The organism is Citrobacter sp. RHBSTW-01013, from assembly GCF_013781985.1.
Taxonomy (GTDB): Bacteria; Pseudomonadota; Gammaproteobacteria; order Enterobacterales; family Enterobacteriaceae; genus Citrobacter; species Citrobacter braakii.
On the sequence record NZ_CP056185.1, the window covers coordinates 4,759,079 to 4,785,176 of the forward strand.

Below are 26,098 nucleotides of genomic sequence, written 5' to 3' on the forward strand. Positions count from 1 at the left end.
TCACTAACTTTTGGCGAAAACTTAACGTTTGTCTGCCACCAGCTTCAGCGCATGTTCCAGAACCTCAATATCTGCCCCGGCTTTATGCGCATTTTCGCTCAGATAGCGACGCCACTGCCGTGCCCCTGGAATCCCCTGAAACAGTCCCAGCATATGGCGCGTGACATGCCCCAAATAGGTTCCTTTACTCAGTTCACGCTCAATATACGGATACATCGCACGCACTACGGCGACCGGATCGGCATCTTCGCTGGTGACAGCAAAAATCTCGCGGTCAACGGACGCCAGAATGCCTGGGTTTTGATAAGCTTCGCGCCCCACCATCACGCCATCCATATGTTGCAGATGGATTTTCGCTTCTTCCAGCGATTTTATGCCACCGTTGATCGACATTGTCAGATGCGGAAAATCGCGCTTTAGCTGATAAACACGGTCATAATCCAGCGGTGGGATTTCGCGGTTTTCTTTCGGGCTTAGCCCAGACAGCCAGGCCTTACGGGCGTGGATGATAAACATCTCACATTCACCATTACCGGAGACCGTGTTGATGAAATCGCACAGGAATTCGTAGCTGTCCTGGTCATCAATACCGATACGGGTTTTCACCGTTACCGGAATCGATACCACATCGCGCATCGCTTTGACGCAATCAGCGACCAGTTGCGCATTCCCCATCAGACAGGCACCAAACATTCCATTCTGTACACGATCGGAAGGGCAACCCACGTTGAGGTTAATTTCGTCATAGCCCCGTTGTTCAGCAAGCTTTGCGCACTGCGCCAGCGCAGCCGGATCGCTCCCGCCCAGTTGCAAAGCGACCGGATGTTCTTCTTCGCTATACGCCAGATAATCGCCTTTACCATGAATGATCGCGCCGGTGGTTACCATCTCCGTGTAGAGCAGCGTCTGGCTGGACAGTAAGCGCAAAAAGTAGCGGCAATGTCTGTCCGTCCAGTCGAGCATAGGAGCAACACTAAACCGACCATTCCAGTGATTGTCAGTATTTTCAGGCATTGCGCTGGTTTGGCTGGTTTTTATCATTTCAAGATTACCGTGCATTTTTTGACATTTAAGTATATTTTTCTCTCATCAGGTCCCCACTCAGGCCCCCACGCTTATGGGAACCTGAAATAACGAGACAGAGTAATGGCATACTATAACATAGAGAAACGATTAAAATCTGATGGCACTCCACGCTACCGCTGTACCGTGCTCATTAAGGAAAAAGGCGTTATCACATTCAGAGAAAGTAAAACCTTCCCAAAACAGGCGCATGCTAAAACATGGGGATCCCAGAGGGTTATGGAACTGGATCTTTATGGTCTCCCGTCATCTGATGATGCTACCGGAATAACAGTCCGTGATTTGTTGCAAAAATACATCAATGATCCAAACGCTGGTGGCAAAGCGGGGCGAACAAAAAGCTATGTTCTTAATATGCTCGTTGACTGCGACATTGCAGCTATCCCCCTGTTGTCATTAACCGCAAATGACGTAATAGAGCACTGTCGATTGCGAAATAATGCAGGAGCCGGGCCAGCGACCGTAAGCCATGACGTCAGCTATCTTGGAAGCGTGCTTGATTGTGCAAAGCCAGTGTATGGCATTAACTATACTAGCAATCCGGCAAAAGAGGCACGCCCTCACCTCCTAAAATTGGGGTTAATTGGAAAATCAAATCGACGTAGTCGTCGACCAGCATCTGAAGAACTAGACATGCTGATTGAAGGCCTGAAGCAACGTTCTCAAAGGCGGGGATCAAAAATCCCATTCGTCGATATTCTGATGTTTTCTGTTTTATCATGCATGCGCATTGGCGAGGTTTGCCGTCTGCGATGGGATGATATCGATGAAAAACAAAAATCAGTGCTGGTGAGAGACAGGAAGGATCCACGTAAAAAAGAAGGGAACCACATGAATGTCGCTTTACTCGGAGAAGCCTGGGATATTGTCCAGCGCCAGCCGCGTAAGTCAGAGCTAATATTCCCTTATATAAGCAGTTCCGTAACGGCAGGATTCCAAAGGGTAAGAAGTGCTCTTGGAATTGAGGATCTAAGATATCATGACCTTAGAAGGGAAGGCGCCAGCAGACTTTTTGAAGCTGGATTCAGTATAGAGGAAGTGGCTCAAGTTACTGGCCACAGGTCGCTGAATGTACTGTGGCAAGTTTACACAGAGCTATTCCCTAAATCACTTCATGTAAGGCTTGAACAATTGCAAAAGTCCAGAAAAAATGACTAAACGAAAGCCCGTATAAACGGGCTTTTTTTTCATTACATAACTGGGCAATCGTCGAACTCTCCATTCCTGGCATCATTAATGATGTACGTGATCACCCCGAATATAGCGGGTGCAGAACTGTAACCGCCATCATCTACTGGCAGCGCCTCCTTTCTCCCGTTCTCCAGATTAACGAGGTGGGGTTGAGGATGTGTCCGATATCGCTTGATCCTAAATTCTCCGTCTATCGCGCAGATCAGCAGCGAGCCATCACAGGGAGAAAGTGACGCATCAACAACCAGTAGCGCCCCCTGGATTATCCCTTCCCTGAAATGTGAACGCGATGCCCGCATAAAATAAGTCGCTGCTGGCTGGCTGATTAGCTGCTGATCTAGGGAGATTCGTGTTTCAACATAATCTGCCGCAGGTGAAGGAAAGCCCATGTTTACGCCCTCTCTTGAATACCGGATAAAAACACAGTATAAATACTGTATATCCATCCAGTAAAGGAGCAATAAGCAATGTTCGTGGAACTCGTTTATGACAAAAGGAATTTTGATGGTCTGCCCGGTGCAAAAGATATCATTCTGGGCGAGTTAACCAAGAGGGTTAACCGGATCTTCCCCGATGCTGATGTTCGGGTAAAACCGATGATGACACTGCCGGCGATCAACACTGACGCCAGCAAGCATGAGAAGGAACGGATTAGTGCAGTAGTTCAGGAAATGTTTGAAGAGGCTGAGTTCTGGCTTATTTCTGAGTAATATGAAGCGAGGCGCGCACTCTAATCATGTTATGAATCGACCCGTAGCCTGAACTTTCCAGACAATGGCTACGGTTTTTTAACGATTCGTCAGGCACACTAGTCCTGTTTTTCAGGTGGTATATTGCTTACTTTTTCAACGTGTCAAGTTCTGCTTTCAACTCGTGTACTGCCCCGATCAAGTCAGACACCAGGGCCAGATACGACACGTTAAGGATAGGGTTTTCCGGGTCCTCACCTCCCGCCTCAAACACATATAGTGGGTCCACTTCCTGGAGCTGCTGGGCTATAACCCCGCGGTCTCGTCGGCCATCCCCTCGCCATGTGAACTCGTAAGGCTCTATCCGGCTGACACGGTCCAGGGCACCTGTTTGTGCCGCAGTTACTTCTTTTTTCAGGCGTCGATCCGAACCTGACGGAAATATCGCCCCATTTGAGGTATTGATTCCTCCGGAACCATTCGCAAAAAGCCAGTGCTTTGTATAGCCATACCCGTCAGAGCAGGTCAACATTGGGCCTGCTGAGTCTGCCGTCCCTGCAGAACCAATGTAACCACCGAACGCCATGTTTAATGTGAACTGGCCTCCCGTACCTCCTGTTTTCTGTATGGTTGCCATCCCCGCAGGCGCAAATACCCGGCTCCCGGAGTAGATATGCTTTATATTAAAGGGCGCGGCTTTGATTGCCGGTATGGCTTCCGTAATAACCGTCGTTGGTGCGGAAATATCGCCTTTCATACTAATGGCGAATGTCGCGGTATTTACTGATGCTATGCACTGAGAGAAGTCGGATAAATTACCGAGTGCAGCTGCTGTGTCATGGGCCTGCTGCGCACTGGTAGCCGCCTCTCCCGCTTTTGTGGTTGCGGTCGATGCACTGGTGGCTGCCTCTCCGGCTTTCGTGGTTGCAGTTGAAGCACTGGTAGCCGCCTCTCCCGCTTTCGTGGTTGCAGTCGATGCTGCTGTTGAAGCTGTTGATGCGCTTGCCGCTGCGGCCGTTTTATCGACAGCAACTTGTCCCGCATCAGCTGATATCTGGTCAGCCAGGGACTGCAGGTGGTCGGGGTCTATTTCTTTAAGCAGGTCGGTTATCTTTTTCCAGCTTGGTCCGGAAAACTGAGAGCCGTCAGGCAGCATCACAGTAATATCACCACCGGTGCTGAACACCATTTGCCAGTTCTGCTTGTCGTAATTAAGCCCACGAAGCGCCTCAGTTGTCTGCGCAACCAGCGCAGCGGTCACCTGGTTCTGGGTGGCTCGTGGAACAGCATTCCACGCAGAGGATGCTTGTGACGGGCCGGGATACTTGCTGATCAGGGTGATTTGAGTGTCACTGTCGATCGTCTTTACTGGCAGTGTGTAAGTAATACCGCCGACCGTAACAACAATAAAGTCACCAACCACCAGTTCAGTTGTAAATGCGGTGCCGCTGCCTGTAATAACATCAGAGTTATTCGTCAGGGTTAATGTTCCTGCTGACATAGATTTTCCTCAGTACATGTTCGGAATAATGAGAATGGGCATGTTGATATTTCTGTTCCGGCTCATATCCCACGAACCGGAGTTGTGGTTAGCAAAGACTTTGTTGTAGGCTGACCTGACATTACCACCGGACATCACGACCCCCTTCGTCCGTATATTTCCGTAACCACCATCCATACGGACCTGCACGCCGGTATAAACTATCTGGCAGAACCCGCCGCCAATATTCTGGAAAGCATCGGTGATCTGGATTTGTCGGTCATACACAAAGGGGCGTTTCAGCGTGGAGAACGTGACCTGACCTGCCGCGTTGGTCATCGTAATACCGTCTCCGCCGACTGGTGCGGTCTGGTTGAATATCACCAGGTCTATCGTCGCCGTTCCGGCCACGTCGTCCCGCCCTGTGTAGGAAATATCGCGAACGATGATACTGGTGCCATCAAACCCCACCGACACATTCGGGTTATCCCATTTGCCGAAAGGAATACCGCTGACCGGAAGCGCAGCGCTGCCGCTAACCGTAATGCGCCCGGAATAAGCGCAGGTCATCAGCGCAGCCTGATTGGATATAGCGGTGAAGTCAGTCGAGTTTGAAACCAGTAAACCTTCGTTATAAGTCGCCGCAGGTAGCAGCTCCATAACGTAGCCTGACCAGTCAGGGACAATGCTTTTCCCACCGATTGTCTCAGCCCCGATAATCACCCCTGAATCACCGTTTCGGGTGACGCTGCTCATTATGGCCACATCAAATTCAGCAAAGGAATAGATGTAAATGGGATTGGTTGGCACCACGATAGCCTGTGAACCGGGAACAAGCGGTGTATTGACCGGGTACTGCATGAACTGGGATGACCAGCCCGAGAACGATGTACAAAAACTGGGGGCGCGAAGCCCCGCAGTAATTGCCATCACCGGACGGCCGTCGTTGTAATCAATCAGAATACCTTCCGGCATTATGACCACCTCCCGACGACAACTTTGCCGCCACCAGGCAAATTAACAGTCAGCCCATTTCCGTTGATGACGACAGTGTTATTGATGCCGTTAAATGCAAAATTACCGTTGTTGGCATAAATTGAACCACGGACAGTGACATCATTGAATGTCGCATAGCCTGATTTGTTGATATGCCAACCAACATTACCGGTACCATCCCAGGTGTTAGACTGAATGTAATTACCAATTTTTGTATTGATAATAGTGCCATCCTGGATGAAGCCAGAACTGATAAACACCTGACCATTAACAACAGCAAAGGGTGAATACTGCGTATCACCGCTGCCACTCATCAGGACGAACTGGTTGGCGTTAAATCCGACGCGAGTGACCACCGGCTTACCCGCTTCCGCCAGCACCGCAATTGATATACCGGCACTGTAAAAAATATCGTTGATGCGCACTCCGGCTTTCAGGGTATGAATGGCCGTAGCACTTGTAGCATCAACGGTGGCGGTGAGCTTATCCTCAAGCGAGGCGGTTACATCTTTAATCTGCGCCTGTACCTGAGTGGACATTTCCGCCATCGCCTTATCCACACTGGCGACCGTCGTTTTAATTACCAGAATATCCGCGCGCACCTCGCCGTACTGCGCCCACTGGTGTTCCGCGGTTGCATGGTTGGCCAGCGCATTCTGCAATGCGGCTTCGAGGTTGGTATCAATATCGCCTGTCAGGCGGTCACCGTCGGCAGACGTCAGGAAGTCATCAGCAATATCGCCCAGGTAGTCGTCAGCATTCGCGTTGGATACACCACGAACCCAGTCGGTCCAGCCTGATTCATTACCCGTTCGGTCAACCAGCTGCGCGCGGTACCAGAACTCCTGTCCCGCCTTCAGTCCCAGTTGGGTGTATTCGGCAGACGGATAAGGCACATCCGACAGTAAAAGAGGATTGGAGAAATCACTGTTCGCGGTGTACTGAATTTCCGTTTTCAGCGTATCCCCGGTATTAGCCGGGAATCCCCAGTTCAGGCGAATCCCCCAGTTGATCGGCGTTGTCGCAAAGCCGACAGGTTTCGGTGGATTTCCCACTTTGCCCGTCAGCGTTTTCTCTTCGGAGTAGCCCCAGCCAGAGGATATTTCAGAGGCATTAATGGCGCGCGCACGCACGAGGTAGCGCCCTGCATAAATACCCGATACATCAAATGAGGTGGTGGAGCTGCGCGGCACGTTTACCCAGTTACCATCATTGCGGCGCCACTGTGCCTCGTAGGCGATAGCATTCTGCGCCTGGTCCCAGCTCACACGCATGGTTTCGACGCTGATATTCTGCTGCACCACTGAAAACGAGCTGATCACAATGTTAGCCGGCGGCGACTGGTTACCCGGCGGGATCACACTCACCGGCCGCTGGTCAATGATGGCTCCGGTATCGATACGGGCATATTTATCCGGGTCGTGCCATGCGCCGGTAATCGAGAAGGTACCATCATTGTTATCGGAGACACTGACAACACGATATTGCTGGGCGTAGAGTTCATCTGACTCAACCACCCATACAGCTTCGGCATGTGGCGTCTCACTGTATGCCGTGGTGACTGTGACTGATTCCCCGTTAACCGCCTGAATAGTTCTGCTCTGTGACGCACCGGAGGGAAGATTGAGAATAAGGCGATCGCCTGCTGATGCATCAGCTACGCGGTCAAGTTTAATCACGCGACCGTTAACAGCACTGATGCGGCCGCCCATAACTTTGCCGGACAGAAGCTCGTCTGACACGGCGATGATATAGCCCGGCTGCGGAATGTTTCCGTCCAGGCCAACATCAAACGAAACAACGCGATCCTTGTTGTTGGTGAGAATACCCCAGCGCCCCTTTCGGTTCGCTTCTGACTGCCGGGTGCAGCCGATGGCTGTCATTTCCAGCTGATTAAATCCGTACCGGGCCACCAGAGGCTGCTCAAACACCGGCTCCATCGCATCCGCATAGGCATTACCCGGATCAGACCAGGAAACCAGTGCCGTGGTATACCGCGTTTTTGTCGTGCTGCTGGAATAGGTAAAGCGTCCGTCGATAACGTTAGCGCGGGTGTAAGCGTAATCCACATCTCTTGGCATATCAGCAAGCGCAACAATCTGATCACCGCCCCAGTACGTCATACCCCGAAATATAGCCGCAAAGTCACGCAACACAGTGTAAGCGTCATTCCTGTCCTGAACATAGACGTTACAGGTATAGCGTGGTTCGGTCCCGTTTCCACCCTTTCCGTCCGGTACCGGCTGATCGCAATACTGCGATACCTGGTACAACGTCCATTTATCGATGTTGGCTGCAGTCAGGCGATTACCCAGACCAAAGCGATCGGTAATAACCAGATCGTAAAATATCCACGCCGGGTTATCTGTCCAGGCCCACTTAAACGCGCCCTGCCATGTACCACTATAAGTCCGCGTATCGGGGTCATAGTTATCAGGCACTCGGATCACCCGGCCACGTGGTTCACAGGATATCTGTGGAATCGAACCATTGAACTGACTTGAGTCGAATTCGATGTACAGCAGCGCGGTGTTCGGATAGCGCAGCTTGGCATCAATCACCTCCGTGAAGCTTTGCAGCGTCATCGTGTCGCCGATCTTGGCGCTGTTTGCGTCAGCGGTAATTTTACGCAGCCGGATTGTCCAGGTGCTGCCAGCCTGCGGTAAATCAATACGGTGGCTGCGCTCATAACCAGACGTCGTTTTGCCGGTTACGCTGGTATTAAGAACGGTTTGCCAGGTCCCACCATCAGTTTGCAGGTCTATTGCATAATTGATGGAATACCCTACCAGATCGCCGTTGTCCTCCTGCCTAAACAGTGAAGGCCATTTCAGTCGCAGGCGAACGGCTGATAGTTGGGTGTTGGTGAAGGTACGCGTCCAGGCTGTTGCGCTTGATACTTCTGTTCCAACGTTGATTTCGTTTTCGGTACCGGGAATGCCCTGAATGTAATTTTGTGCCTGAGTTCCCGCGCGAAATTCCCACGTCACGCCGCTAAAGTTTTGGGAGCCATCTGTGTTTTCCAGCGCCGTACCGTCCAGGTAGATATTTTTTCCGGTTAATTGCCCTGCAAATTCCCCTTCCCCAAGCGCAACGAGGATTTTGGCCTTCGCTACAGATTGCAGATCATCAGGCTGTTCGGTAGGGGTTCGTGAACTGGAACTGCCGCCCTTGCGGCCTTTAATCGGGGTTGCTGTAGCCATATTGCGCCCATAAAAAAAGCCACCATAAGGTAGCCTGAAAGGAAGATTATTTTGTTATTGCTGGTCTTCGACGTATATACCAGCAGAGATGATCGCCCCACCAATACGCCTGCGTCCGTATAGAAGCGGAACTGGATTACCCTGAGCGGCAGTGTTAGTTACACCACCGAATGCATACGAAGCCCGATTTTCGGCATCCTGTTTACTGGCAAGACCTGACGGTTGAGGTGAGAGCATTTGAACAACACCACCAAGCATCATTGCAGCGCCTAGTTTTGCAGCGCCATAGCCTACTGCTGATAAAGTTCCGCCCGATAAATATCCGACTGCAACACCAACGACAACAAGGACAGCCCCTAAAACTGTTTGAAGTAGGCCAGCCTTTTTACTGCCAATTACAACAGGGATAATTCTTATCACCTCTCCTGTAACTGGAAAACATAAATCATCTTTTCCAATATTTCTTTTACCTTTAAATACAGCATACGTTAGACCACGATTTTTACTCGTATTTAAATATTGCTCAAATCCACAAATTGTTTTTGATAATGCATTGATAGCCTCTGCTGTTGTACGTATTAGTCTGTCATGGGCTCTACCAAATGTTTTACCTAACGCGCCACCTAGTTCAATCCTAGTCATTATTTCTTGCATATTTACCCCATAAAAAAGGCCACTCTCAAGTGGCCTTTTTAATTAATTAAAATCACATACAGGATTTTGCTGCATTTGCCCAGTGGTCATTCCATCCTCTAGCAACAGCGTAAACTTTAACATCACTGCCACTATTTGAAGACTTATCAATATTAACAATAGACAAAGCGCCAAAGATATCATCTGATGCAGTTATTTTATACCCTGATGCAGTCGGTATACTTGTACTAGATGCACGTAATTCAAGCCATTTTGGAGCAATACATCTGTTAACCGTATCAATGTCTTTATCGGTGTGCATTTCAAATATTGGTTTCTGCGCTTCGAGAGACCCGGTACTACAGGCGGTTAGAAGAGTGCAAAAAATTAAAGAAAGTAGCTTTTTCAAAATTAACCTCATGCATTACAGATTATCACTTTTTTTAGCCTGTTCTGACTCTGGTCTATACGTAACAGTAACAAAATTAGATATACCGTCAATAATAGTATGGCTAAGATTTACATTCATACCAGAAACATTCCAAACTATCTCTTTATATGGCTCTTTATAAATAGGGGTGCCATATTTTTGTGTCAAAAGTGAATCAACAGATTGAAATAACCCTTTATTGATATTTACAAATTTATTATCGATAGACTGCACTATAACCTGTACAAGCTTACTTTCCTTAAATTGATATACAACTTTGAAATTCCCACCACCGATTTCAACCTTATCAACTCCAACAAGTCCTAATGTTTCATAGTATTCCAATGGGGGAGTGATTTTATGAACCTTACCATTTTCAGCACCAATTACCTCTTCTGGGCTCATCCCCCAAGAAGTGTTTCCATACCCTTTGACGCTATCATATGCCATTGATAATGACGAAAAAAATAATAAAGCCAGTGCAAGTAGATGGTTTTTCATGTCTTTCCCTTGTTAACATGCAACGAGGTAATTAAACCATCTTGAATGAATAGAAGACAACATCAAACATTCATAAATCAATGCGCTATACAGCTTTTTAACTTGCGAAATCACGATACCTTAGAATCTTCATTGTTCTTTCTTGCCAGTAGCCGCCGTATGGCACACGTTGGCTGAGGTGCCCATACAGATGATGCAACAGCATGTTACCTTCCAGTAAAATTCCCGCGTGATTCCACTTCTTGGACTGGACCTGCATGATCACCATATCACCTGGCTGCGGTACGCCACTGAATTCACGGAATCCGCACTCATACCAGCAATCGTGGTAGAAGTTTTCGGGGTAACTATCCTCCCACCAGGGATAATCCACGCGGTAATCCGTCAGCTCAATGCCATACGTTTGCCGGAAATAACTCATCACCAGCCCCCAGCAATCGAAATGGCCGAGAACGAACGGACGTTCCAGCAGCGGTAACTCGCCGCGCGGCTGAATGGTGCGTAAATCCCCTTCCGGCCAGCTGACGATATGCCAGGGAAGCAGTGTAGCGTCACACTGTGCCTTATCCAGTTCGCTCGCCTGCGTCGTGGCATCCGGGTGGCTGTGGACAATGGCAATCACTGTTCCCCAGTCTTCGGCAGCGGCGTAATCCTCCGGTGACAGGTGGAAATGCTCTGTCGGATCGGTTGCCAGATTACGGCAGGGAATGTACCGCTGCACCCTGCTTTTTTGCACCACCACGCCGCAGCATTCGCGCGGATATTCAGCAGCAGCATGCGCCATAATGGCATCGATAATTTTCTGACGCATATCAGCTCCTGATCAGGGATGTGCCAGGGAAACCACCGAACGGCAACTCGTTCCCCTCGCCATGCCTCAACTTGCACGCAGTGAGCGTACCGGGGCATTCATCGAGTGACGGATCGTTAACCGGGTTGTTGTGCTTGTCGAAATAACGCGTTCCGGCATAGTCACATCCATCACCTGAGCGGTATTTGTTACGGATACACCAGGTACAAAGCGAATGTAGCTGGCGCGTCGGGATCATCAGCCCCTGCAGGTCCATTGGACTGGATAACGTAAACGCCACCACCTCATTGGTTTCAGTGCTCTTGGCGTCAATGTAAAACACCTTCAGCTTTTCCTGCTGCGGATCCGCTAACGGGTTGCCCTCCGGATAGTTTTTCGCATCCAGATACTGCGCCAGCGTGTCATGAATCGTGACCTTTGCCTGCAGCAGGTCATCATAAGCAAGACACAGCGCCGTAATGGAACTGTCCAGGTTAGCGACCGACAGCGTCGGCTGCGCGCTGGTCCCGTCGGTCGCCGTCTCAATACCCTCGATCTGGCAGGGCCAGGCTTTATATTCCTGCCCCTGCCACCAGATCGATTTCGCCGGTAGCTTATTTTCATCTCCACCAGCAGCGGCAACTTCATCGGGAGTGTGGGCAATGTTGTGGGCGTGGAAGCGGAGAACGTCGGAAACACCAAATGCGGTACCATCGACATCAAAAAGCCGGACAACATTGCCCGGCTCAAGTTTCTGATAATCACTGTTTAAGCTCATGGCGCAAACGCCTGTTCAAAGGTGGCTGATACGGTTTCCACCGTTTTACTTTTGGTGACGCGCTGCAGGCTGTCTGCCTCAACACGCCACAGCACAAGATCACCGCCTGGCGGGGTAAACGAAAATGATTTCGTCTTATGGCGCCGCAGAAAAGCATAGATATCCTTGACGGTTCCCGGTTCGCCGGTAAATGAAAACTCATAGCTGAGCGTTTCATCATTCATCCCGGCACCTGATACTTGCTTATAGCCATCACCAAACTGTGCCGTGCGGACGGTATCCTTACTTTTCAGGGTCGGCTGGCTGGATGCTTTAATCCGCCACGCAAAATGCTCGATCGCCATTGCTTACCTCTGTTTTGTTGCATTCCAGATAATGCCTCCGGGCCGGACCTCTCTGGTGATACCTTCCCTGATGGAACTGTTGATCACCTGCTGATAGGCTTTCCCCAGCGCATCACCGTTTCCTTTCTGCTGACCGGAATCCCCCTGGCCTGTTGTAACCGAAACCGGTGCATACACGCTGACACCAAAAGGAGAAGCAACGCCAGCGCCACTCCCCCCGACCAGGCCACCAGTCGCATAACCGCGCATCATGCGATAAAGGTTGCCGACACCGATTCGGTTAGTGGCTTCCTGCGTAAAGACAAACTCGCCACGGTGCACCACACCTGCTGGCTCATACTTGCCGCCGGATCCGGTATAACCACCGCCAGCAAAACCCAGCGCTGACGTGGCAGAACTGACCAGGCCGGTCATGGCCTGCTTCATCAGGATCTGCGTCAGCATCGACAACGTGGAACGGGTGAAATCTGCCCAGTTTGCTTTCCCTGTCGTCAGCATATCGGCCATATTCTGGCTGATACCATCGAATGTGGCTGAAGCAGCAGACTTCATCGAGCCATAGGCATCAGCTGCTGAATCGGCATAGTCAGCCCACGCTGATTTCGCCCCGGCCTGCCAGTTGCCGCGGAGCTCGTCCTGTGCGGCATAATATTTCTTCAGTGCATCCAGTTCGTTCTGATAACCCTGATCGGTGTCCGTACCGCCGGCATTCATCCAGCCCTGCCGCAGCTGTGCCTCTTCGTTTTGCCGCTGCGCGCCGCGACTGCTCATGCTGCCCCCGGCCACAAGCGCCCGGGTTTTCTCCCCAATCTGGGTAACGTACTTCTGCGAGCTGTCCTGCAGGCGGTTTAACCGTTCCTGGGCAACAATCTGATCGCCCAACCGGGCATTCACTTCGGCCCGCGCCAGTACCTCGTCTTTGTTCGCCAGCACCGATTTTTCATCGGCGGTCAGCGCGCGCTTTTTGGCGGCCTCTTCCAGCACCGAAAAGCGGGATTGTTGTTTCCACAATTCCTGCCGCTGCTGGCTGATGGTATCCGTGATGCTCTTGTGCTCCTGCAGAGTGCGTAACTGCGCCTCCAGCTCCAGCGTCTGCGCGCTGGCAGTATCGACACTTTTTACACCTGCAGGTGTTTTTACCGCTGAAGGGGCTTTGGGTTTCTTCAGCGAGTCGTCGTATTCTTTTTTCGCAGCTTCCAGATTGATGTTGTAGTCAGCCTGGAGGATCCGTCCGTCTTTAAGCGCCTTGTTCAGTTCATTCTGACGGGCCGTGTACTTCTCCAGCGCAGTCTGCGTCTTTGCATAATTCGACTGCGCCTGCGCGGCATACTTCTGGCGGTCAGATTCAATCACCGCCTCGCGGGCTGCGTTATCCTCAGTTGCCTTTGCCACACCGGCCTGCTGCTGCGCCATTTCCAGTGCAAGGCGGGCAGATTCCCGATCGTTCCAGTAGCTGGCGCGCGCATCATCATTGACATAACCATCACCTTTACGCAGATTCCAGATTTCATCCGCCCGCTTAAAGGCCGCTTCCGCTTTGGCAACCATCTCCTGCGCGGTGTCAGGCCGCCCGATATCGAGCGCCGCATCCCACATCGATTTAAAAGCGCGCTTCAGGCTGTCGGCAGCAGTCTCAATCGACCCCATATTGTCGCGCAGGCTCTTTGTCTGCTCGCGGAAACCGTTCGTCGCCGCATCATTAGCTGCCTGCAGCGCCCCGGCTTCATCCCCGGCACGCTGCAGCTGCGCCACATAAGCAATCTGTTCCGCGGTAACGTTGTGGAACTGTTGCGCCATGGCAATCAGACCAGAGGTCGGATCGTTCGTCAGTTTACCGAATGCCGCCGCCACCTTATCGACCGGCACACCCGACGCATCGGTAAATTTCGCTACAGCCTGACTCATCTCATCGAACCGGGCACCGGCACGCACTCCGGCGTTGACCAGCTCCGTCAGCGCGCTGCTGGTCTGGTTAAACGTGAGTCCCGCCTGCTCGCCGGATTTCGCCAGCACCAGCATGCGGTTTGAGGTCAGCCCGGCAGTGTTACCGGACAGGACCAGCGTTTTGTTGAAATCAGACAGCGTGGACGAGCCCTGATACCAGGCGTAAACCACCGCGCCAGTGGCGGCAGCCAGCGCGCCAACACCTACCATCACCGGCGATATGGTGCCCAGCAGCGCCCGAAAGGTCGGAATAATACCGCCGAAGGAGTCTTTCACCTGACCGCCCTGCTGCAGCAGGATAAGCCACGGACTCTGCCCACCGGCCAGCTGGGTGGCGATATCCGTAAACTGCGCAGGCAGCATACGCATCGCCGCGTTGTACTGGCCGACTGAAATTCCGGCCTTCTTCGCGGCGCTCTCCTGGCGGGTAAATGACTGCTGCACCTTCAGCGCCGAGTCATTCGCTGCGTCACCCGTCTGCTTAAACTGCCTTTTTACGTACTCCATCTGCTCGTTGAACTTTGACGAATTAACGTCAAGGTTAACGACCAGGTCACCCACTGCCGTCTGGGCCATAGCGAACACCTCCTGAAATGCCCTCGGCCTTTGCCATCAGCACAGCATCACCGGGTTCATCGTCGGCAATATCCTCCGCAGAAGGTGAAAGCAGGCTGAAGCTGGCAGGGGTTGATGTGGTTTTGGGGTCAAGCGCGGTAATGACGATATGCATCAGCGAGGAAAAATGCGCATCCAGTTGCACATCATTAAAAAAATTGTCCTGGTAGAACGTTCGCCAGTCGGCGTATTCCGTTGACGACATACCAGCAAGCATGGCGCGCCAGTCCGGGCGGCGAAATTCACGCGCCAGTTTCAGGACGAATGTCAGCTCACTGGCGAGGACTTTTCCAGACTGACTGGCTCAGTTACAGCTACATCCTCCGGATCATTCGCTTCCTGCAGCGGCACCATGCCGGACAGCAGCTTCACGCTGTACTCTGCAGCGGAAACAATCTCCAGCGGCCAGGTCATCAGCACCTCATTCTGGATCTGTTCAACGTCTTCTTTCGGCGTTTTGTGCGTCCCTTTCAGGGGATGTCCATGCCATAAAGACATGGCCACCAGCAGTGCGCCGGATTTAATCGTCATATCCATCGCCGACTGCATGTCGGCATCGGTGATACTTTCCAGCGCCTTCAGGTGCTCAAGATGCTCAATACGCTGCAGTGCCGACAGCTCGTAGAGCGTGACTGTATTACCGTTACGTTCGAACGGTTCACTTTTTAAAAACATGGGTTACTCCAGAAAGCGGGGCCACAGCCCCGGAAGTCAGGAAACGGTGACTTTACAGGTCGCGACAAAAAGCCCGTCGTTGGTCATCACGATAATATCGGCGGTTCCGGCAGCAATGCCGGTTACCGTCAGCACCGTACCGGCGACAGTCACCGTGGCTTTACCTGCATCCGTGGTGGTGGCCCGGAAAGATTGATCGTTTGCGCTGGCTGGCGCCACGGTGACAGTCAGCGTGGTGGTGGCAGCAACTGCAACGGTGGCGGTCGATTTATCCAGGCTGACGCCGGTTACGGCAATCGCTGCAGCAGCGCTGTCTTCAGCAAGGCCTGGCTTGCCGTTGTTGCTGATTTTGACAGAACGGGTAATGGTGTCTTTTGCCGTCACCGTTTTACCCAGGCTGCTTACCCAGCCACGGAACACATCGATGGCGCCATTCGGGTATTTGATTTTGTACGCCAGCACGGTACCGTCATCAAACCAGCGAACCAGATCCTGCTGCCCGCTCTCGGCAGGTTTCCAGGCCAGCGTAAAACTGGCCTCCCCCGCCGATTTCTGGCCCTGTGAAGTGGACGTCCAGTCAGCATCCGCATCATCCAGATAGGTGTCGTCGTTTGATTCGGCAGTCAGTTCACCGGGCTGCAGGTCTTTAATCTTTGCCAGGCGCGTCCAGTCAACATCCGATAATGGGTTGGCGAAGGGGTTACCCGATCCGGAATAAATCCAGAGCGTTGTGGTGGCACCCTTTACCGGCGCCAGTGGGTTTGGTGTAGTCATTACGTCCTCACATTTCGTAGGTAATGGAATATTTCATATCAGCCGAACTCCACAGCCCAAGATCATCATCGCGCTGGTAGTCATACCCCTGCTGCACCATGTTATTGATCAGCAGGGAAAGTCCTGGCACATTGCCAAGCACCGGATAAATACGTGACTCCATCCAGTCATCGAGCTCGGAATCGGGTACCTGCGCTGGTAAAAAGATTTCGATATGCAGCGTGGCCTGCCAGATATCAGCATCCAGTTCTTCGCCGGTATACCCGGCATCCGTCAGGAAGACAGCGACCGCCGGAAAATCCCCCTCCTCCAGTACCGCTGGACGTCCGTCAAAATAGAGCGCGTCTTTACCAATATGGCTCTCCAGCGCATCAATAATGGCCTTTCTAATATCAGTGTGTTTCATCGTTTCAGAATCAGCCTGAGTTGGTTTTTAAGGGATGCCCGAAGTTCTTTGGGCATATCCGATTCCATGAGCTTCGGCAGCTCATCTTTAAATGCGGTCGTCAGTGGCGCTGCCAGTGGAATGCTGACCACATCGATCGGATAGCGGGGTCTGGATGTCCTTCGCATCACATGCCAGCGGCCATTTCCCAGTTGTTGAATAAAGGCCCCGGGAAAACGAAAAGGGCCAATACGCAGCACACTATTGGCCCCTTTTTTGTCCCGTTTTCTGCGGGATAACCGTACGCTGGCGGTACCGAGCTTTATCGCGGGCAGGTTGCCCCGATTCACGCGGATCATTGCCATCGGTTTTTTCGCCGTGGCGCGTTTTATCCTCGCGCGTTGTTTTACCAGCTTGCGTGGCACCCGCGTATCTTTCGAGACAACGGCAACGCTTCGGCTGACTGCCCGGGTGGCGACACGGTTAACAGCCTGCGCTGAGGCACGCGGAACTGCCGTATTGCTGATGCTGTTCAGGTTTGCTATAGCCTGTTCAAGCCCTTTTAAAGACATAGTTTCCCCTTAACGGCGCCGGGTCGCTGCGGGAGGAGAACCCGTACCAAGCCAGATATGGCAGGAGCCACAGTCATCAGGACCAATACGATCAACCCAGAAAGGCTTTCCGTTAATATCCAGCGTGTCCAGCCGCGCCAGCTGCCCAATCGTTGCTGATTTCACAAACAGCGACGGGCTGGTCCCCTCGACACGGATGCCGGGTGTGGCGTAACCGATATTTTCCGGATCATCGAAAACACCACTCAACGTGACGCCAGAAAGCGCACCGGACGTTACCGTTGCAGAAGTCCCCATAACCTGCCGAATAGTGTCATCGGCCTGTGTTATTGCAGCATCAAAAAGGTTATCGAAATCAGCCACACAGCCCCCTGCTAGTGCTCGCGGACCAGTCCGAGTGCAACCAGGCTGTCCGCATCCGCTTGTGTCACGCGGATCACGGTCCCTGCCTCCACAATAGATACCCGTTCATCGCGGGTCGCGTGCAGCGCCTCAATGTGCAGCGTGGCCAGCGTTTCGACGGCCATCAGCGCGTCATCTGTTCTGCCGCTTAACACAGTGTCCACTGGCGGCACGGGTTCTACGGCGCCGATGGACGCGCTACCATCACTCACGCCACCATTTTCAACACTATCGGTATCCGTGCCGTCATTCAGTTCTTCCTCCAGCTCTGCAATGCGCATAGAAAGCTCCTGAATAGTGCCACTGGTATTCACTTCCCGACCAAGCTGCGCGCCAAGCTCATTAAGTCGTGCAATCAACTTTTCTTTTTCAGTCATAATAACAACTCCGGAACAGGGCCCCGCAGGGCCACAGAATAGACATCAGGCGAGTTTGACTGACACAAACGCATCCGGGTCAGCCAGCAGCATCAGCGGTGCAGACTGGATCATGGTGAACTCACGCGCCGGATCGCCTGTCTGTACCCAGTTTTTCGGATAACGCGTGGAAGCGTTAATGCCTTCACGCTGGGCATCCACATCCTGAATGCAGCCGTAGGTGCGCAAGCCGCGGGCCTGGGTATTACCCAGCACCATGCTCAAATCCGGCAGGTAGTTCTTTTTGGTGTCGTCTTCAATGTATTGCCCGGAATAGACGACAATGGCCACATCACCATACATTCCCTTATAAGAGACCGCTTCACCCAGATCCTTCAGCGCCGTTTCCAGTTCAGAGTTAGAACCCCGGCGGGTGTCGAGCTTCTCTTTTACCGCTTTGAATGAACGGAACAACGCCCAGCCCTTCGGATCAAAGACGATGATATTGACCACGCCGCTGGCGTTCAGCGCATAGGTCTCAATATCGTCAGTGGGGTCATAGGTTTCTTTGTCGCGGGTGCTCCATGCCGCAGCGCCTGCCTGGATGATGTTGTTTCCGGCACTGCGTCCCATATCCACCTCAACCGGTTCAAACGCTTCGCCGGTCATGGTGTATTTTCCGTTGAGAACAGCAGCCACCGCCTGTTTCTCTTCCACCTGGGCAATCGCCAGCTCCTCATCCTTCATGTTCTGCAGGATAATACGACGGCGGCGGTAGGCCGGGTCAGCCAGATTTTGCGGGTCTTCATCCGGCAGGCGACGCAGCGTCATCTGCGGGTTTACCTCGTGCTTGGGCTTGACGTAACCCGGCGTAAACTCTGACGTTGCGCCGCCGCGGGAGCGGATAACCTTGCCGGAAATAACAGGCGAGACGTACAGCGCCATGTTGACCATGCCCGGAATTTGCGACAGATACACCTTCTCGGTGCTGAAAGGGTAGCTTTCACGGAAGAAGATACGCAGGAAAAGCGGATCGAACTTGAATTTCTTCTCATTGACCGCCAGCAGTTGGGCCGTTGTGTAAATTGACATAGATGTTTCCCGTAAAAAAAGCCGCGATGGCGGCTTCTGTGGATGATGGTTAGTGTTAAATTGGATGTCAGACGATACTGATGGCTGTACCTGCGAATGCGTTGCGTTTGATGTGTTCATCCGTCACCGCATCCGGCCAGAGCACATCTTCAATACGGAAAGAGCCGGACTTATAGAATGCCAGCTCGGTGCTGCTCTGGTCGGCAGACACTGCCAGAACACCACAGGCGGCCCCCGCATGCTGACCATCCCAGACGGTCAGCTTGCCGGAAGTGGCATCCAGCATCAGGGGCGTCATCGCCGGTACTGCTTTCGTCAGTTCACCAGGTGCATAACCGGTATGCGCCGGGTCACTGTTCCCCAGGGGCTGTTTGTGCGTAAATTGTTCAGTATTAGACATATTGGCCTCTTAAACAGGAGTATTTAACAGATCGTCACCCGCTTCGGCAGATGCGCTACCTGCCGTTACGGTGCCGGGTGCGGTTTCCATCAGACGATCCAGCGCGGTATCCGTACGTGCCTGAGCACTCTGAGGAGCCGCGGCAAGGATGCGCTGGGCACTTTCCACCGTCATCCCCGGCGTTTCTGCCAGCGCGCGCGCCTGTGATTCACGCCCTTTCGCCTCCTCACAGTTCAGGATCCCCATAATGCGACCGTTTTCGGCTGCGACCGCCGCTACCACCTGGCTGCTGATATCAACAGTTGCGCACGCGGCAGGGTCAGTAACGACCACAGCAGGCGCGTCAACGGTGGTCACGGTCTGGTCAGCAGATGCTGCTGGTTGAGTGGTATCTGCGGATGCAGTAGTACCTTTCATGCTTCCTCCTCGGGAAATCATCGTTCGTTTATTAATTGCATCGCGCATAACGTTCAGCGCATCCATGTTGTTGACCAGCTGCTCCGCCAGGCCGTTGTCTACTGATTCCTGGCCTGAAAACACAGCGGCTTCAGTATCAAGAACGGCCTGAACCGACATGCCGGTATAACCCGCCACCTTTTCAGCGAACATCTGCCGGGTAGCGTCGATACGTGTCTGAAAATCTGCACGCACCTCTTTCGGTAATTTCTCGTAAGGGTTTCCATCCACCTTGTGATCGCCGCTGTAAATCAGCGTGACCTCAACGCCGCTGGTTTTTAGGGCGGCGCTGTAATTGCTGTGGGCCATCATGACCCCGATGGATCCCGTTCTGGCCGTCTGCGTCACAAGCCGACGCGATGCCGCACTGGCAATCAGCTGGCCAGCGCTGCAGTTCATATCGTTGGCTAACGCCCAGATGGGTTTGATATCCCGCATGCGGGCGATGATGTCCGCACAGTCAAAGGCACCCGCCACCATTCCACCTGGCGTATCCATATCCAGAAGAATGCCGTTTACACCCGGATCGCTGATTGCCTGCTGGAGGCGGGCGATGATGCCGTTGTATCCCGTCATCCCCGAATACGGCTGGAGTGAGCGGGTTTTACTGACCAGCGTCCCGGAAACAGGCAGCACCGCGATACCATCAGTGACCTGGTAGCTTCGCGCCGGCCTTGGCCCCATTTCCTCATCATCACCAAAGAGTGCCAGCGGTTCAGCCATCTGCTCTGCGCCAAGCGTAACGCCCGACACGGTGTCGGTCAGACGGGTGATACCTAACTGACCAGCGAGTGCGCAAAAGAAAACCCGCGCATAGGCGGGTTCAAGTAAAAGCGGCTCATTGAAAGCCATACTGGCAATGTGTGGGAGATTACGCAGCTCTGGCGTCATCGGTCCCCTCCTCATTCGATTTTTTCAGTCCAGACTCAAAGGCCGAAGCCGCCCACGCTGGCGGTTTAAGTCCCGCAGCGCGGCGCTCCATCGTTTCGCGAACCTGCTGGGCAAAGATTTCCTGATAGTCTTCCCCGCGTTTAGCGCATTCCTTCTCATAGGTGCTCAGCCCCGCCTCAATGAGCATGACGGCCTCCTGCACCTCCTTCAGACCGTCAATGGCCATTCGCCCAGAGCCGATCCAGTCAGCATTTCCCCAGGCGCTTCTCGCTTCCTGAAAACTGAACCGGGCTTTAGACGGTAATGTCACCACCCGGCGAACAATGGCTTCTTCCAGCCAGCATAAAAACATCTGACAGGCCTGGCGGGAGGCAACAAATTTGCGGCGCCCCATAAAGTACGCCCAGGACTCGTTAGCACTGGCGCGGGCGGTGGAATAACTCATCTGCGAATAGTTGCGAGAGAGTTGCTCATACGACACACCCAGACCTGCAGCAATGTAGCGCAGCAGAGATTGTTCAAACGTCGAATAGCCGTTATCAGTATCCTGCGCTGACTGAAGATTCAGGGAGTCGCCCGGCATCAGGTGCGGCACCTTCGCGCCTCCGAGACGAACCGGCGCCGCTGTATAGTACGAGGCCATCTCCCCCAGCCAGCCAGTCATCTTGCTTTGCTGCTCTTTACTGTCTGAGCCGAGAATAAAGTCCATCGCGGTTTGCGTATCCAGCTCACTTTCAATCGTGGCGGCATACATCGCTTTGACAATCGCACTCTGGAGCTGCGTATTCTGCAGTGTATCGAGCATTTTCATTTGCTCCATGACGCTGTAAAACACGTTGGCACCGCGTGTCTGCCCATCCTCCAGGGGTTCAAATACGTGGATAAAGGACGGCCGCCCGCCGGGCAGTTCACGCGGGATGTAGGTCCACTTCTGTGCCATCCACCCCGGATAGCCATCCTCGCTGACGTAATATCCCAGCGCGGCGCCACTGTCATTTGTTCTGACACCTGCCCGACAGTTTCGCGTGTCTCCTGCGTTATTGGGGTTGCTGATGCGTTTTGGGCTCACCATTTTGAACTGTGTGCGGAAAAGACGCGTGGAATCACTGTCCCAGGTGGCCTGTGCACATAACTCACCGTTAAACGCATGCATGGATACACCTTCACGGATCATCATGGTGAATGTACGCTTACGTTCCGCATCAATGCAGCAGCAATCATCCTCCGCAAATTCTTTCCAGGCCGCCTCAACTTCACGGGAGAACGCCCGAGCCTCTTCCTCTCCAATGCCAAGAAAACGCCAGCTGGGCCGATAACTGAGCCGGAAAAACGACCCTACAATGTGGTCCTGATGGAGCTGTACCGCGTTTGCCGCATAGCCGTTATTGCGGACCAGATCGTCAGCGCGCGCGTTACCACGGGAAAAATTAGGCAATAACGCAGCATCTGCGCTTTCACTCGGTGGATTCCAGGCGCGGAGCTGACCGCCAAAGCCACCAGCACCGCCATGATATCCGGCATAATCCCGCAGAGCGGTTTTACCGTCCGGTCCTAACAAAGCAGGTGTTTTCATGCGTAAAATCCTGCCGGTCCCCGGCGTCGTGGAGTAGTGCCGACCTGTGACTCAAGTTCGGCAATGTATTTTTTCAGGTCACTGACGGAGGTCGCGGTAAACTCAACCCGCCGGCCGTCTTTTTGCACGGTTGCCACCCGCTTTCCCATCATGAGATCGTGCAACGCAGCGCGGGCGGCATCCAGATCAGTCTGTGTCGCCATTATTCATCTCCAGATAATGCCCTGGCATAATCAGCCAGGGTTTTGTTATTGGTCCGGTTCCCCTCTTCCTCCAGCAGGCTCGCGAGCAGTGAATCAAGATTCAGTTGCCATCGCGAAATACTGATCCGCAGGGCAGCCAGCGCGTACACGAAGCAGTCCAGCGCCTCATTTCGTCGCTTTTTGCTGTCCCAGACGATTTTCTTACGCCCGTCCACCCATTTTTCAACCTGTTCCTCAGCAGTAAGCTGCTGTGCCTCAGCCAGATCGTAAACTTCGGGGTTATTGGGGAAATGCACGGCACCGGCAAGAGGATCACTCCCTTCCGGCTGAAGTGTGAAGCGGTTATAAATCTGCTCCTTTGCGGTATCAGTCCCCACTTCCGTCAGATAAACGCCGTTCTTGTTGCGTTTGCGCGGCATATTCGCCACAGGCTTGCCGTAAACGGAAGCCCCTTTAATTGGGATCACGCGAAACAGACCATGCTTTTTTGAGCGATTGTAGACAATGGTGGGGTCAATACCGCCGATATCCCAGCAGATACGGGATACCGACATTTCCACGCCATTCTTTCGGAGATAGGTTTTGTTAATCGCCTCGTCCACCCTGACGAGGGTCGCTTCATCATCATGACGGCCCATAATGATCTGCCGGTCAATCAGCCAGCTTTCCTCACCGGGCCCCCATCCCCAGACGCGCATTTCATATCGATCCAGTTGGGAGTCGATCCCGGCTGTCAGATAAGCAACACGCTCCGGTACGGATGCCCCGAAGAGCTCTTTGCGTTCGGCCATGAGCTCCGCGTCAGGCCGTTCACCAATTTTAGGCTCCCATGTTTCGCCCAGAGTGGTGTTCACGAAGGTTTTACGCTTTCCGGTATCCCCTTTCGTTTTTAGCCAGTCTTTAACGATCTGTACCCAGGTGGTAAACGGGCTGTATGCCGTCCAGATGTGAAACGTCACGCTGTCTGGCGGGTCGATTTCGGTGCCTGTTGATGAAAACCAGGATAAACCGTCGCGCGTCCAGATCCCGGTGGTGTCGCAGATGTAACGAGCTTCAGTGAAATCCAGCTCCTGCTGCTTAATGACGCAGGCATTATGTTCACACAGGTAAAAGACGCTGGAGGGTTCACCCGGTGTCCATTTCAGCCCGAACGGGGTCTCTTTGTCGCCGAATTTAAGGTACTGCTCTTCACCACAGTGCGGACAGGCAACATGAAAACGCATGAAATGCCCGGACTCGCTGGCAGCACGCTCAATCTGGCAGGTCCCCTTTGTTTTTGGCGTTGAGCCGCGAATAGATTTGGGCCAGACAGACCCCTCAATACGTTTATCACCCAGGAACGTCGGGGAACCCTCTTTCTCAATATCTTCATCGAATGCCGCCAGTTCATCGTAACCGGCGACATCGACCGATTTCTCACGATAGTTTTTCGCCGCTTTACCCCCCAGACACCAGAACCCGCGCCCGTTGGAGAAGCGTTTCATACTGAGTGTATTGTCCCGGTGCTTTTTGCCATACCAGGGGGCCAGCGCCAGAAGTGACGGAATATCGCGGATCGTTGGTTCAACATGCGACTTCATGAAGTTTTCGGCGTCACCATCAGTGGGTAGCCAGATAAGGGAATTTCGCTGCTTGTGCTGTATAAAATACGCATAAACACCCAGCAACATTTTTGAATAGCCAACACGGGCAGACTTAACAACGTTAACTTCACGAATGTAGTCGTTACCCATCGCATTCATGATCGCGCGCTGAAACGGCAACGTTTCCCAGCGCCCTTCCTGATAGGCCGACTCTTTGGGGAGATAGTAATTATCGTCTGCCCATTCAACCGCCGTTTGCGGCTCAGGTCGGTACAGCGAAAGTAGCCCTGCGCGCGCAGAGTGCTGCAGCCCCTTAACCTGACTGTTCGATATATTCACTCAGCAACCCCGGTATTATTTCATCCAGCGCAGCTGCTTTGTTCATGGCCTTAATGATGTCCTTCTTCAGGAAATCAATATGTCGGTTTTCCAGCTCCGGGAAGCGCCGCTGAACCGACAGAGGAACTCCATCAAGAATGCTGGCTACTTCTCCGGCCATCCGCGACAGCACGAACGTGCAGAATGCGGTTTCCACCACCTCAGCGGAATCTTTTGCATTTTTTAGTTCCTGGGCGTCTGCCTGCGCCCGGGTAAGGCGGTGACGCTCATAGTCAATCGTACCTGGCTGGAGGTCGGATTCCGATGCAAGACGAAGGTCTTCCACCTCCTTCCGTAATTTCTCATTCTCAATCGCCGCGTCGCGTGCGGAATACCACTCGATAGCCGCGGAAGATTCATAGAGGACCTCATTACCTTTTCCGCCGCCACGTGCTACAGGCATTCCCTGATCCTGCCAGTTCTGAATGGTTCGCACGCTGACCCCAAATATTTCAGAAAGACTCTTTTTGTTGACCTCCATAGCTCACTCCATACACAAAAACAGAGAAAGGAAACGCTCTCTGGTTATTTAGCCGTTTTTAAGGCTTATCGTTTCCTTTCTTTTCAGGGGGTGTTTGCAGTTAAAACAATGAATTAGCGAGAAGAAGAACAGAAACGGCAAATGCCTGAAAATTTTCATAAATAGCGAGAATCTGCGAGGTCGCCGCCCCGTAACAGGCCGGATCGCCGGAAAGGACCCGCAAACGATATTAATTATCATTTGCATATCATCATCGACGGCACTGCTGCCAGATAACGCCACCGGGGAAACATTCCATCATAATGGCCTTGCGGACATGGGAAGTTAATTCATCCATTGCTTTCTTGTCTGCTGCCATTTGCTTTGCGACATCCAGCGCCGCACATTCAGCAGCATTTTTCAGCGAGTTACCAAGCACCGCTTCGAGATTGGTATCGACGCCAGAGTTAACTTCGAATTTGTCGGCGCTGATGGTTACCTGGTTCTGTGCCGGTTCATCACTGCGAGCACCAAAATTGATGTTGTAGATATTGGTCACCGGCTGAGGCTTTTCTAATTCGGCAGCGCGGATAGAACCACCAGCGATATTGGCTTCCTTGATGAATACCTCACCGTTCTTCACAACAAATGGTGAGGTATCAATCTCAACGCCAAGCGTCATCGAAGTGCAATATTGCTGCTTACCAAAACGCGTATTGACCAGATGTTCAACGGCAAATTTCTGACCTTCTGACGTCAGAAAGGTAAAGTGATTTTCTTTCTGGTATTCGGTTGCTGTGTGTCTGGTTTCAGCAAAACCAAGCTCGCGCAATTCGGCTGTGCCAGATTTAGAAGGCAGATCACCAGACAGCAACGCGCCACGGAAAAACAGCGCATAAAGCACTTCATTAGCAGCGCCAGATAGCGTAATGATTTTGTTACTCATGGTATTTTTCCTTTTACATGTGGATGTGTGATACGCATAAAAAAGCCTCGCAATTGCGAGGCCTGGGGTTATTTGTATCGCGACCCACTACCTGTGAATGACAAACAGAGATTTACATTTAGGGCAAAGTAACGCCTGTTGTTGGCGTACTTTCGTGGTCGAGTGTGTGGATTTATGTCCACATATCGGACACGTGACAGTCATATTGGCTACAAGCCCAACACGCTGCATTGCGTAATCGAAGAATGACATGATGGCTGACCTTTTAATGAATG

At 52.5% G+C, this 26,098-nt stretch carries 30 protein-coding genes; 2 read left to right on the plus strand and 28 right to left on the minus strand.

What is annotated here, in order from left to right:
- Window positions 1-21 precede the first annotated feature (21 nt).
- On the minus strand, window positions 22-1,059 hold the full coding sequence (gene dusA, locus HV350_RS22730) for a tRNA dihydrouridine(20/20a) synthase DusA (RefSeq protein WP_181629362.1): 1,038 nt from the start codon (window positions 1,057-1,059) through the stop codon (window positions 22-24).
- Window positions 1,060-1,146: 87 nt separating this feature from the next.
- Between dusA and HV350_RS22735 the strand changes: the two genes are divergently transcribed.
- Window positions 1,147-2,241, plus strand: coding sequence for a site-specific integrase (locus tag HV350_RS22735; protein WP_149911819.1), 1,095 nt, complete (start codon window positions 1,147-1,149; stop codon window positions 2,239-2,241).
- Window positions 2,242-2,273: 32 nt separating this feature from the next.
- On the opposite strand, the gene HV350_RS22740 is transcribed toward HV350_RS22735, so the two are convergent.
- A complete protein-coding gene (locus tag HV350_RS22740; RefSeq protein WP_020838546.1) occupies window positions 2,274-2,663 on the minus strand; it encodes a S24 family peptidase in 390 nt (129 codons plus the stop codon).
- A gap of 78 nt (window positions 2,664-2,741) precedes the next feature.
- On the opposite strand from HV350_RS22740, the gene HV350_RS22745 reads away from it, so the two are divergent.
- Window positions 2,742-2,984: a DinI-like family protein gene (locus HV350_RS22745; RefSeq protein ID WP_181629363.1), complete on the plus strand. Its 243-nt coding sequence runs from the start codon at window positions 2,742-2,744 to the stop codon at window positions 2,982-2,984.
- A 127-nt stretch (window positions 2,985-3,111) separates the two neighbouring features.
- Here the strand turns inward: HV350_RS22745 and HV350_RS22750 are convergent, their stop codons facing one another.
- The 26 genes from HV350_RS22750 to HV350_RS26560 all read right to left on the minus strand — a co-directional run bounded on the left by HV350_RS22750 (window position 3,112) and on the right by HV350_RS26560 (window position 26,075).
- Complete coding sequence (locus tag HV350_RS22750; RefSeq protein ID WP_181629365.1) at window positions 3,112-4,464, minus strand: tail fiber domain-containing protein; 1,353 nt, start codon at window positions 4,462-4,464, stop codon at window positions 3,112-3,114.
- A 9-nt stretch (window positions 4,465-4,473) separates the two neighbouring features.
- On the minus strand, window positions 4,474-5,418 hold the full coding sequence (locus HV350_RS22755) for a DUF6453 family protein (protein ID WP_181629368.1): 945 nt from the start codon (window positions 5,416-5,418) through the stop codon (window positions 4,474-4,476).
- Window positions 5,418-8,642 carry a host specificity protein J gene (locus HV350_RS22760; protein WP_181629369.1) on the minus strand — a complete coding sequence of 1,075 codons (3,225 nt, stop codon included), beginning with the start codon at window positions 8,640-8,642 and terminating at the stop codon, window positions 5,418-5,420. The genes HV350_RS22755 and HV350_RS22760 overlap by 1 nt, the downstream gene beginning before the upstream one ends.
- 54 nt (window positions 8,643-8,696) lie before the next feature.
- Entirely contained in the window at window positions 8,697-9,296 is a 600-nt protein-coding gene (locus HV350_RS22765) for a tail assembly protein (protein ID WP_181629370.1), read from the minus strand.
- A gap of 52 nt (window positions 9,297-9,348) precedes the next feature.
- A complete protein-coding gene (locus tag HV350_RS22770) occupies window positions 9,349-9,684 on the minus strand; it encodes a hypothetical protein (protein WP_074458570.1) in 336 nt (111 codons plus the stop codon).
- 15 nt (window positions 9,685-9,699) lie between these two features.
- Entirely contained in the window at window positions 9,700-10,206 is a 507-nt protein-coding gene (locus tag HV350_RS22775) for a hypothetical protein (protein WP_103014282.1), read from the minus strand.
- 97 nt (window positions 10,207-10,303) lie between these two features.
- Window positions 10,304-11,017, minus strand: coding sequence for a C40 family peptidase (locus HV350_RS22780; RefSeq protein WP_181629371.1), 714 nt, complete (start codon window positions 11,015-11,017; stop codon window positions 10,304-10,306).
- Between the two features lies 1 nt (window position 11,018).
- Window positions 11,019-11,774 carry a phage minor tail protein L gene (locus HV350_RS22785; RefSeq protein ID WP_181629373.1) on the minus strand — a complete coding sequence of 252 codons (756 nt, stop codon included), beginning with the start codon at window positions 11,772-11,774 and terminating at the stop codon, window positions 11,019-11,021.
- Window positions 11,771-12,118 carry a phage tail protein gene (locus HV350_RS22790; RefSeq protein WP_181629374.1) on the minus strand — a complete coding sequence of 116 codons (348 nt, stop codon included), beginning with the start codon at window positions 12,116-12,118 and terminating at the stop codon, window positions 11,771-11,773. The genes HV350_RS22785 and HV350_RS22790 overlap by 4 nt, the downstream gene beginning before the upstream one ends.
- Window positions 12,119-12,121: 3 nt before the next feature.
- On the minus strand, window positions 12,122-14,638 hold the full coding sequence (locus HV350_RS22795; RefSeq protein ID WP_181629376.1) for a phage tail tape measure protein: 2,517 nt from the start codon (window positions 14,636-14,638) through the stop codon (window positions 12,122-12,124).
- On the minus strand, window positions 14,616-14,894 hold the full coding sequence (locus tag HV350_RS22800; RefSeq protein ID WP_008322441.1) for a phage tail assembly protein T: 279 nt from the start codon (window positions 14,892-14,894) through the stop codon (window positions 14,616-14,618). The genes HV350_RS22795 and HV350_RS22800 overlap by 23 nt, the downstream gene beginning before the upstream one ends.
- 50 nt (window positions 14,895-14,944) lie before the next feature.
- The gene (locus tag HV350_RS22805; protein ID WP_057065038.1) at window positions 14,945-15,352 is read right to left on the minus strand and encodes a phage minor tail protein G; all 408 of its coding nucleotides are present in this window, start codon (window positions 15,350-15,352) and stop codon (window positions 14,945-14,947) included.
- 36 nt (window positions 15,353-15,388) lie between these two features.
- A complete protein-coding gene (locus HV350_RS22810; protein ID WP_057065037.1) occupies window positions 15,389-16,126 on the minus strand; it encodes a phage tail tube protein in 738 nt (245 codons plus the stop codon).
- A 7-nt stretch (window positions 16,127-16,133) separates the two neighbouring features.
- Window positions 16,134-16,532, minus strand: coding sequence for a phage minor tail U family protein (locus HV350_RS22815; protein WP_057065036.1), 399 nt, complete (start codon window positions 16,530-16,532; stop codon window positions 16,134-16,136).
- A complete protein-coding gene (locus HV350_RS22820) occupies window positions 16,529-17,083 on the minus strand; it encodes a phage tail protein (RefSeq protein ID WP_057065035.1) in 555 nt (184 codons plus the stop codon). The genes HV350_RS22815 and HV350_RS22820 overlap by 4 nt, the downstream gene beginning before the upstream one ends.
- Window positions 17,084-17,092: 9 nt before the next feature.
- Window positions 17,093-17,446: a head-tail joining protein gene (locus tag HV350_RS22825; protein WP_057065034.1), complete on the minus strand. Its 354-nt coding sequence runs from the start codon at window positions 17,444-17,446 to the stop codon at window positions 17,093-17,095.
- An 11-nt stretch (window positions 17,447-17,457) separates the two neighbouring features.
- Window positions 17,458-17,862 carry a DNA-packaging protein FI gene (gene gpFI / locus HV350_RS22830; RefSeq protein WP_057065033.1) on the minus strand — a complete coding sequence of 135 codons (405 nt, stop codon included), beginning with the start codon at window positions 17,860-17,862 and terminating at the stop codon, window positions 17,458-17,460.
- Window positions 17,863-17,907: 45 nt separating this feature from the next.
- On the minus strand, window positions 17,908-18,933 hold the full coding sequence (locus tag HV350_RS22835) for a major capsid protein (protein WP_003034798.1): 1,026 nt from the start codon (window positions 18,931-18,933) through the stop codon (window positions 17,908-17,910).
- 67 nt (window positions 18,934-19,000) lie between these two features.
- The gene (locus HV350_RS22840) at window positions 19,001-19,333 is read right to left on the minus strand and encodes a head decoration protein (RefSeq protein WP_057065003.1); all 333 of its coding nucleotides are present in this window, start codon (window positions 19,331-19,333) and stop codon (window positions 19,001-19,003) included.
- 9 nt (window positions 19,334-19,342) lie between these two features.
- A complete protein-coding gene (locus HV350_RS22845; protein ID WP_136397966.1) occupies window positions 19,343-20,680 on the minus strand; it encodes a S49 family peptidase in 1,338 nt (445 codons plus the stop codon).
- Window positions 20,661-22,253 (minus strand): phage portal protein, encoded by a 1,593-nt coding sequence (locus tag HV350_RS22850; RefSeq protein WP_003826190.1) that lies wholly within the window; start codon window positions 22,251-22,253, stop codon window positions 20,661-20,663. Before HV350_RS22850 ends, HV350_RS22845 begins: the two co-directional genes overlap by 20 nt.
- Window positions 22,250-22,456 carry a gpW family protein gene (locus HV350_RS22855; RefSeq protein ID WP_003034782.1) on the minus strand — a complete coding sequence of 69 codons (207 nt, stop codon included), beginning with the start codon at window positions 22,454-22,456 and terminating at the stop codon, window positions 22,250-22,252. Before HV350_RS22855 ends, HV350_RS22850 begins: the two co-directional genes overlap by 4 nt.
- Window positions 22,456-24,378: a phage terminase large subunit family protein gene (locus HV350_RS22860; protein ID WP_057065045.1), complete on the minus strand. Its 1,923-nt coding sequence runs from the start codon at window positions 24,376-24,378 to the stop codon at window positions 22,456-22,458. Before HV350_RS22860 ends, HV350_RS22855 begins: the two co-directional genes overlap by 1 nt.
- Entirely contained in the window at window positions 24,353-24,898 is a 546-nt protein-coding gene (locus HV350_RS22865) for a terminase small subunit (RefSeq protein WP_057065046.1), read from the minus strand. The genes HV350_RS22860 and HV350_RS22865 overlap by 26 nt, the downstream gene beginning before the upstream one ends.
- A 250-nt stretch (window positions 24,899-25,148) precedes the next feature.
- The gene (locus HV350_RS22870; protein ID WP_136398002.1) at window positions 25,149-25,823 is read right to left on the minus strand and encodes a Fur-regulated protein; all 675 of its coding nucleotides are present in this window, start codon (window positions 25,821-25,823) and stop codon (window positions 25,149-25,151) included.
- 87 nt (window positions 25,824-25,910) lie between these two features.
- Entirely contained in the window at window positions 25,911-26,075 is a 165-nt protein-coding gene (locus HV350_RS26560) for a YnfU family zinc-binding protein (protein ID WP_213077861.1), read from the minus strand.
- Between the last annotated feature and the right edge of the window lie 23 nt (window positions 26,076-26,098).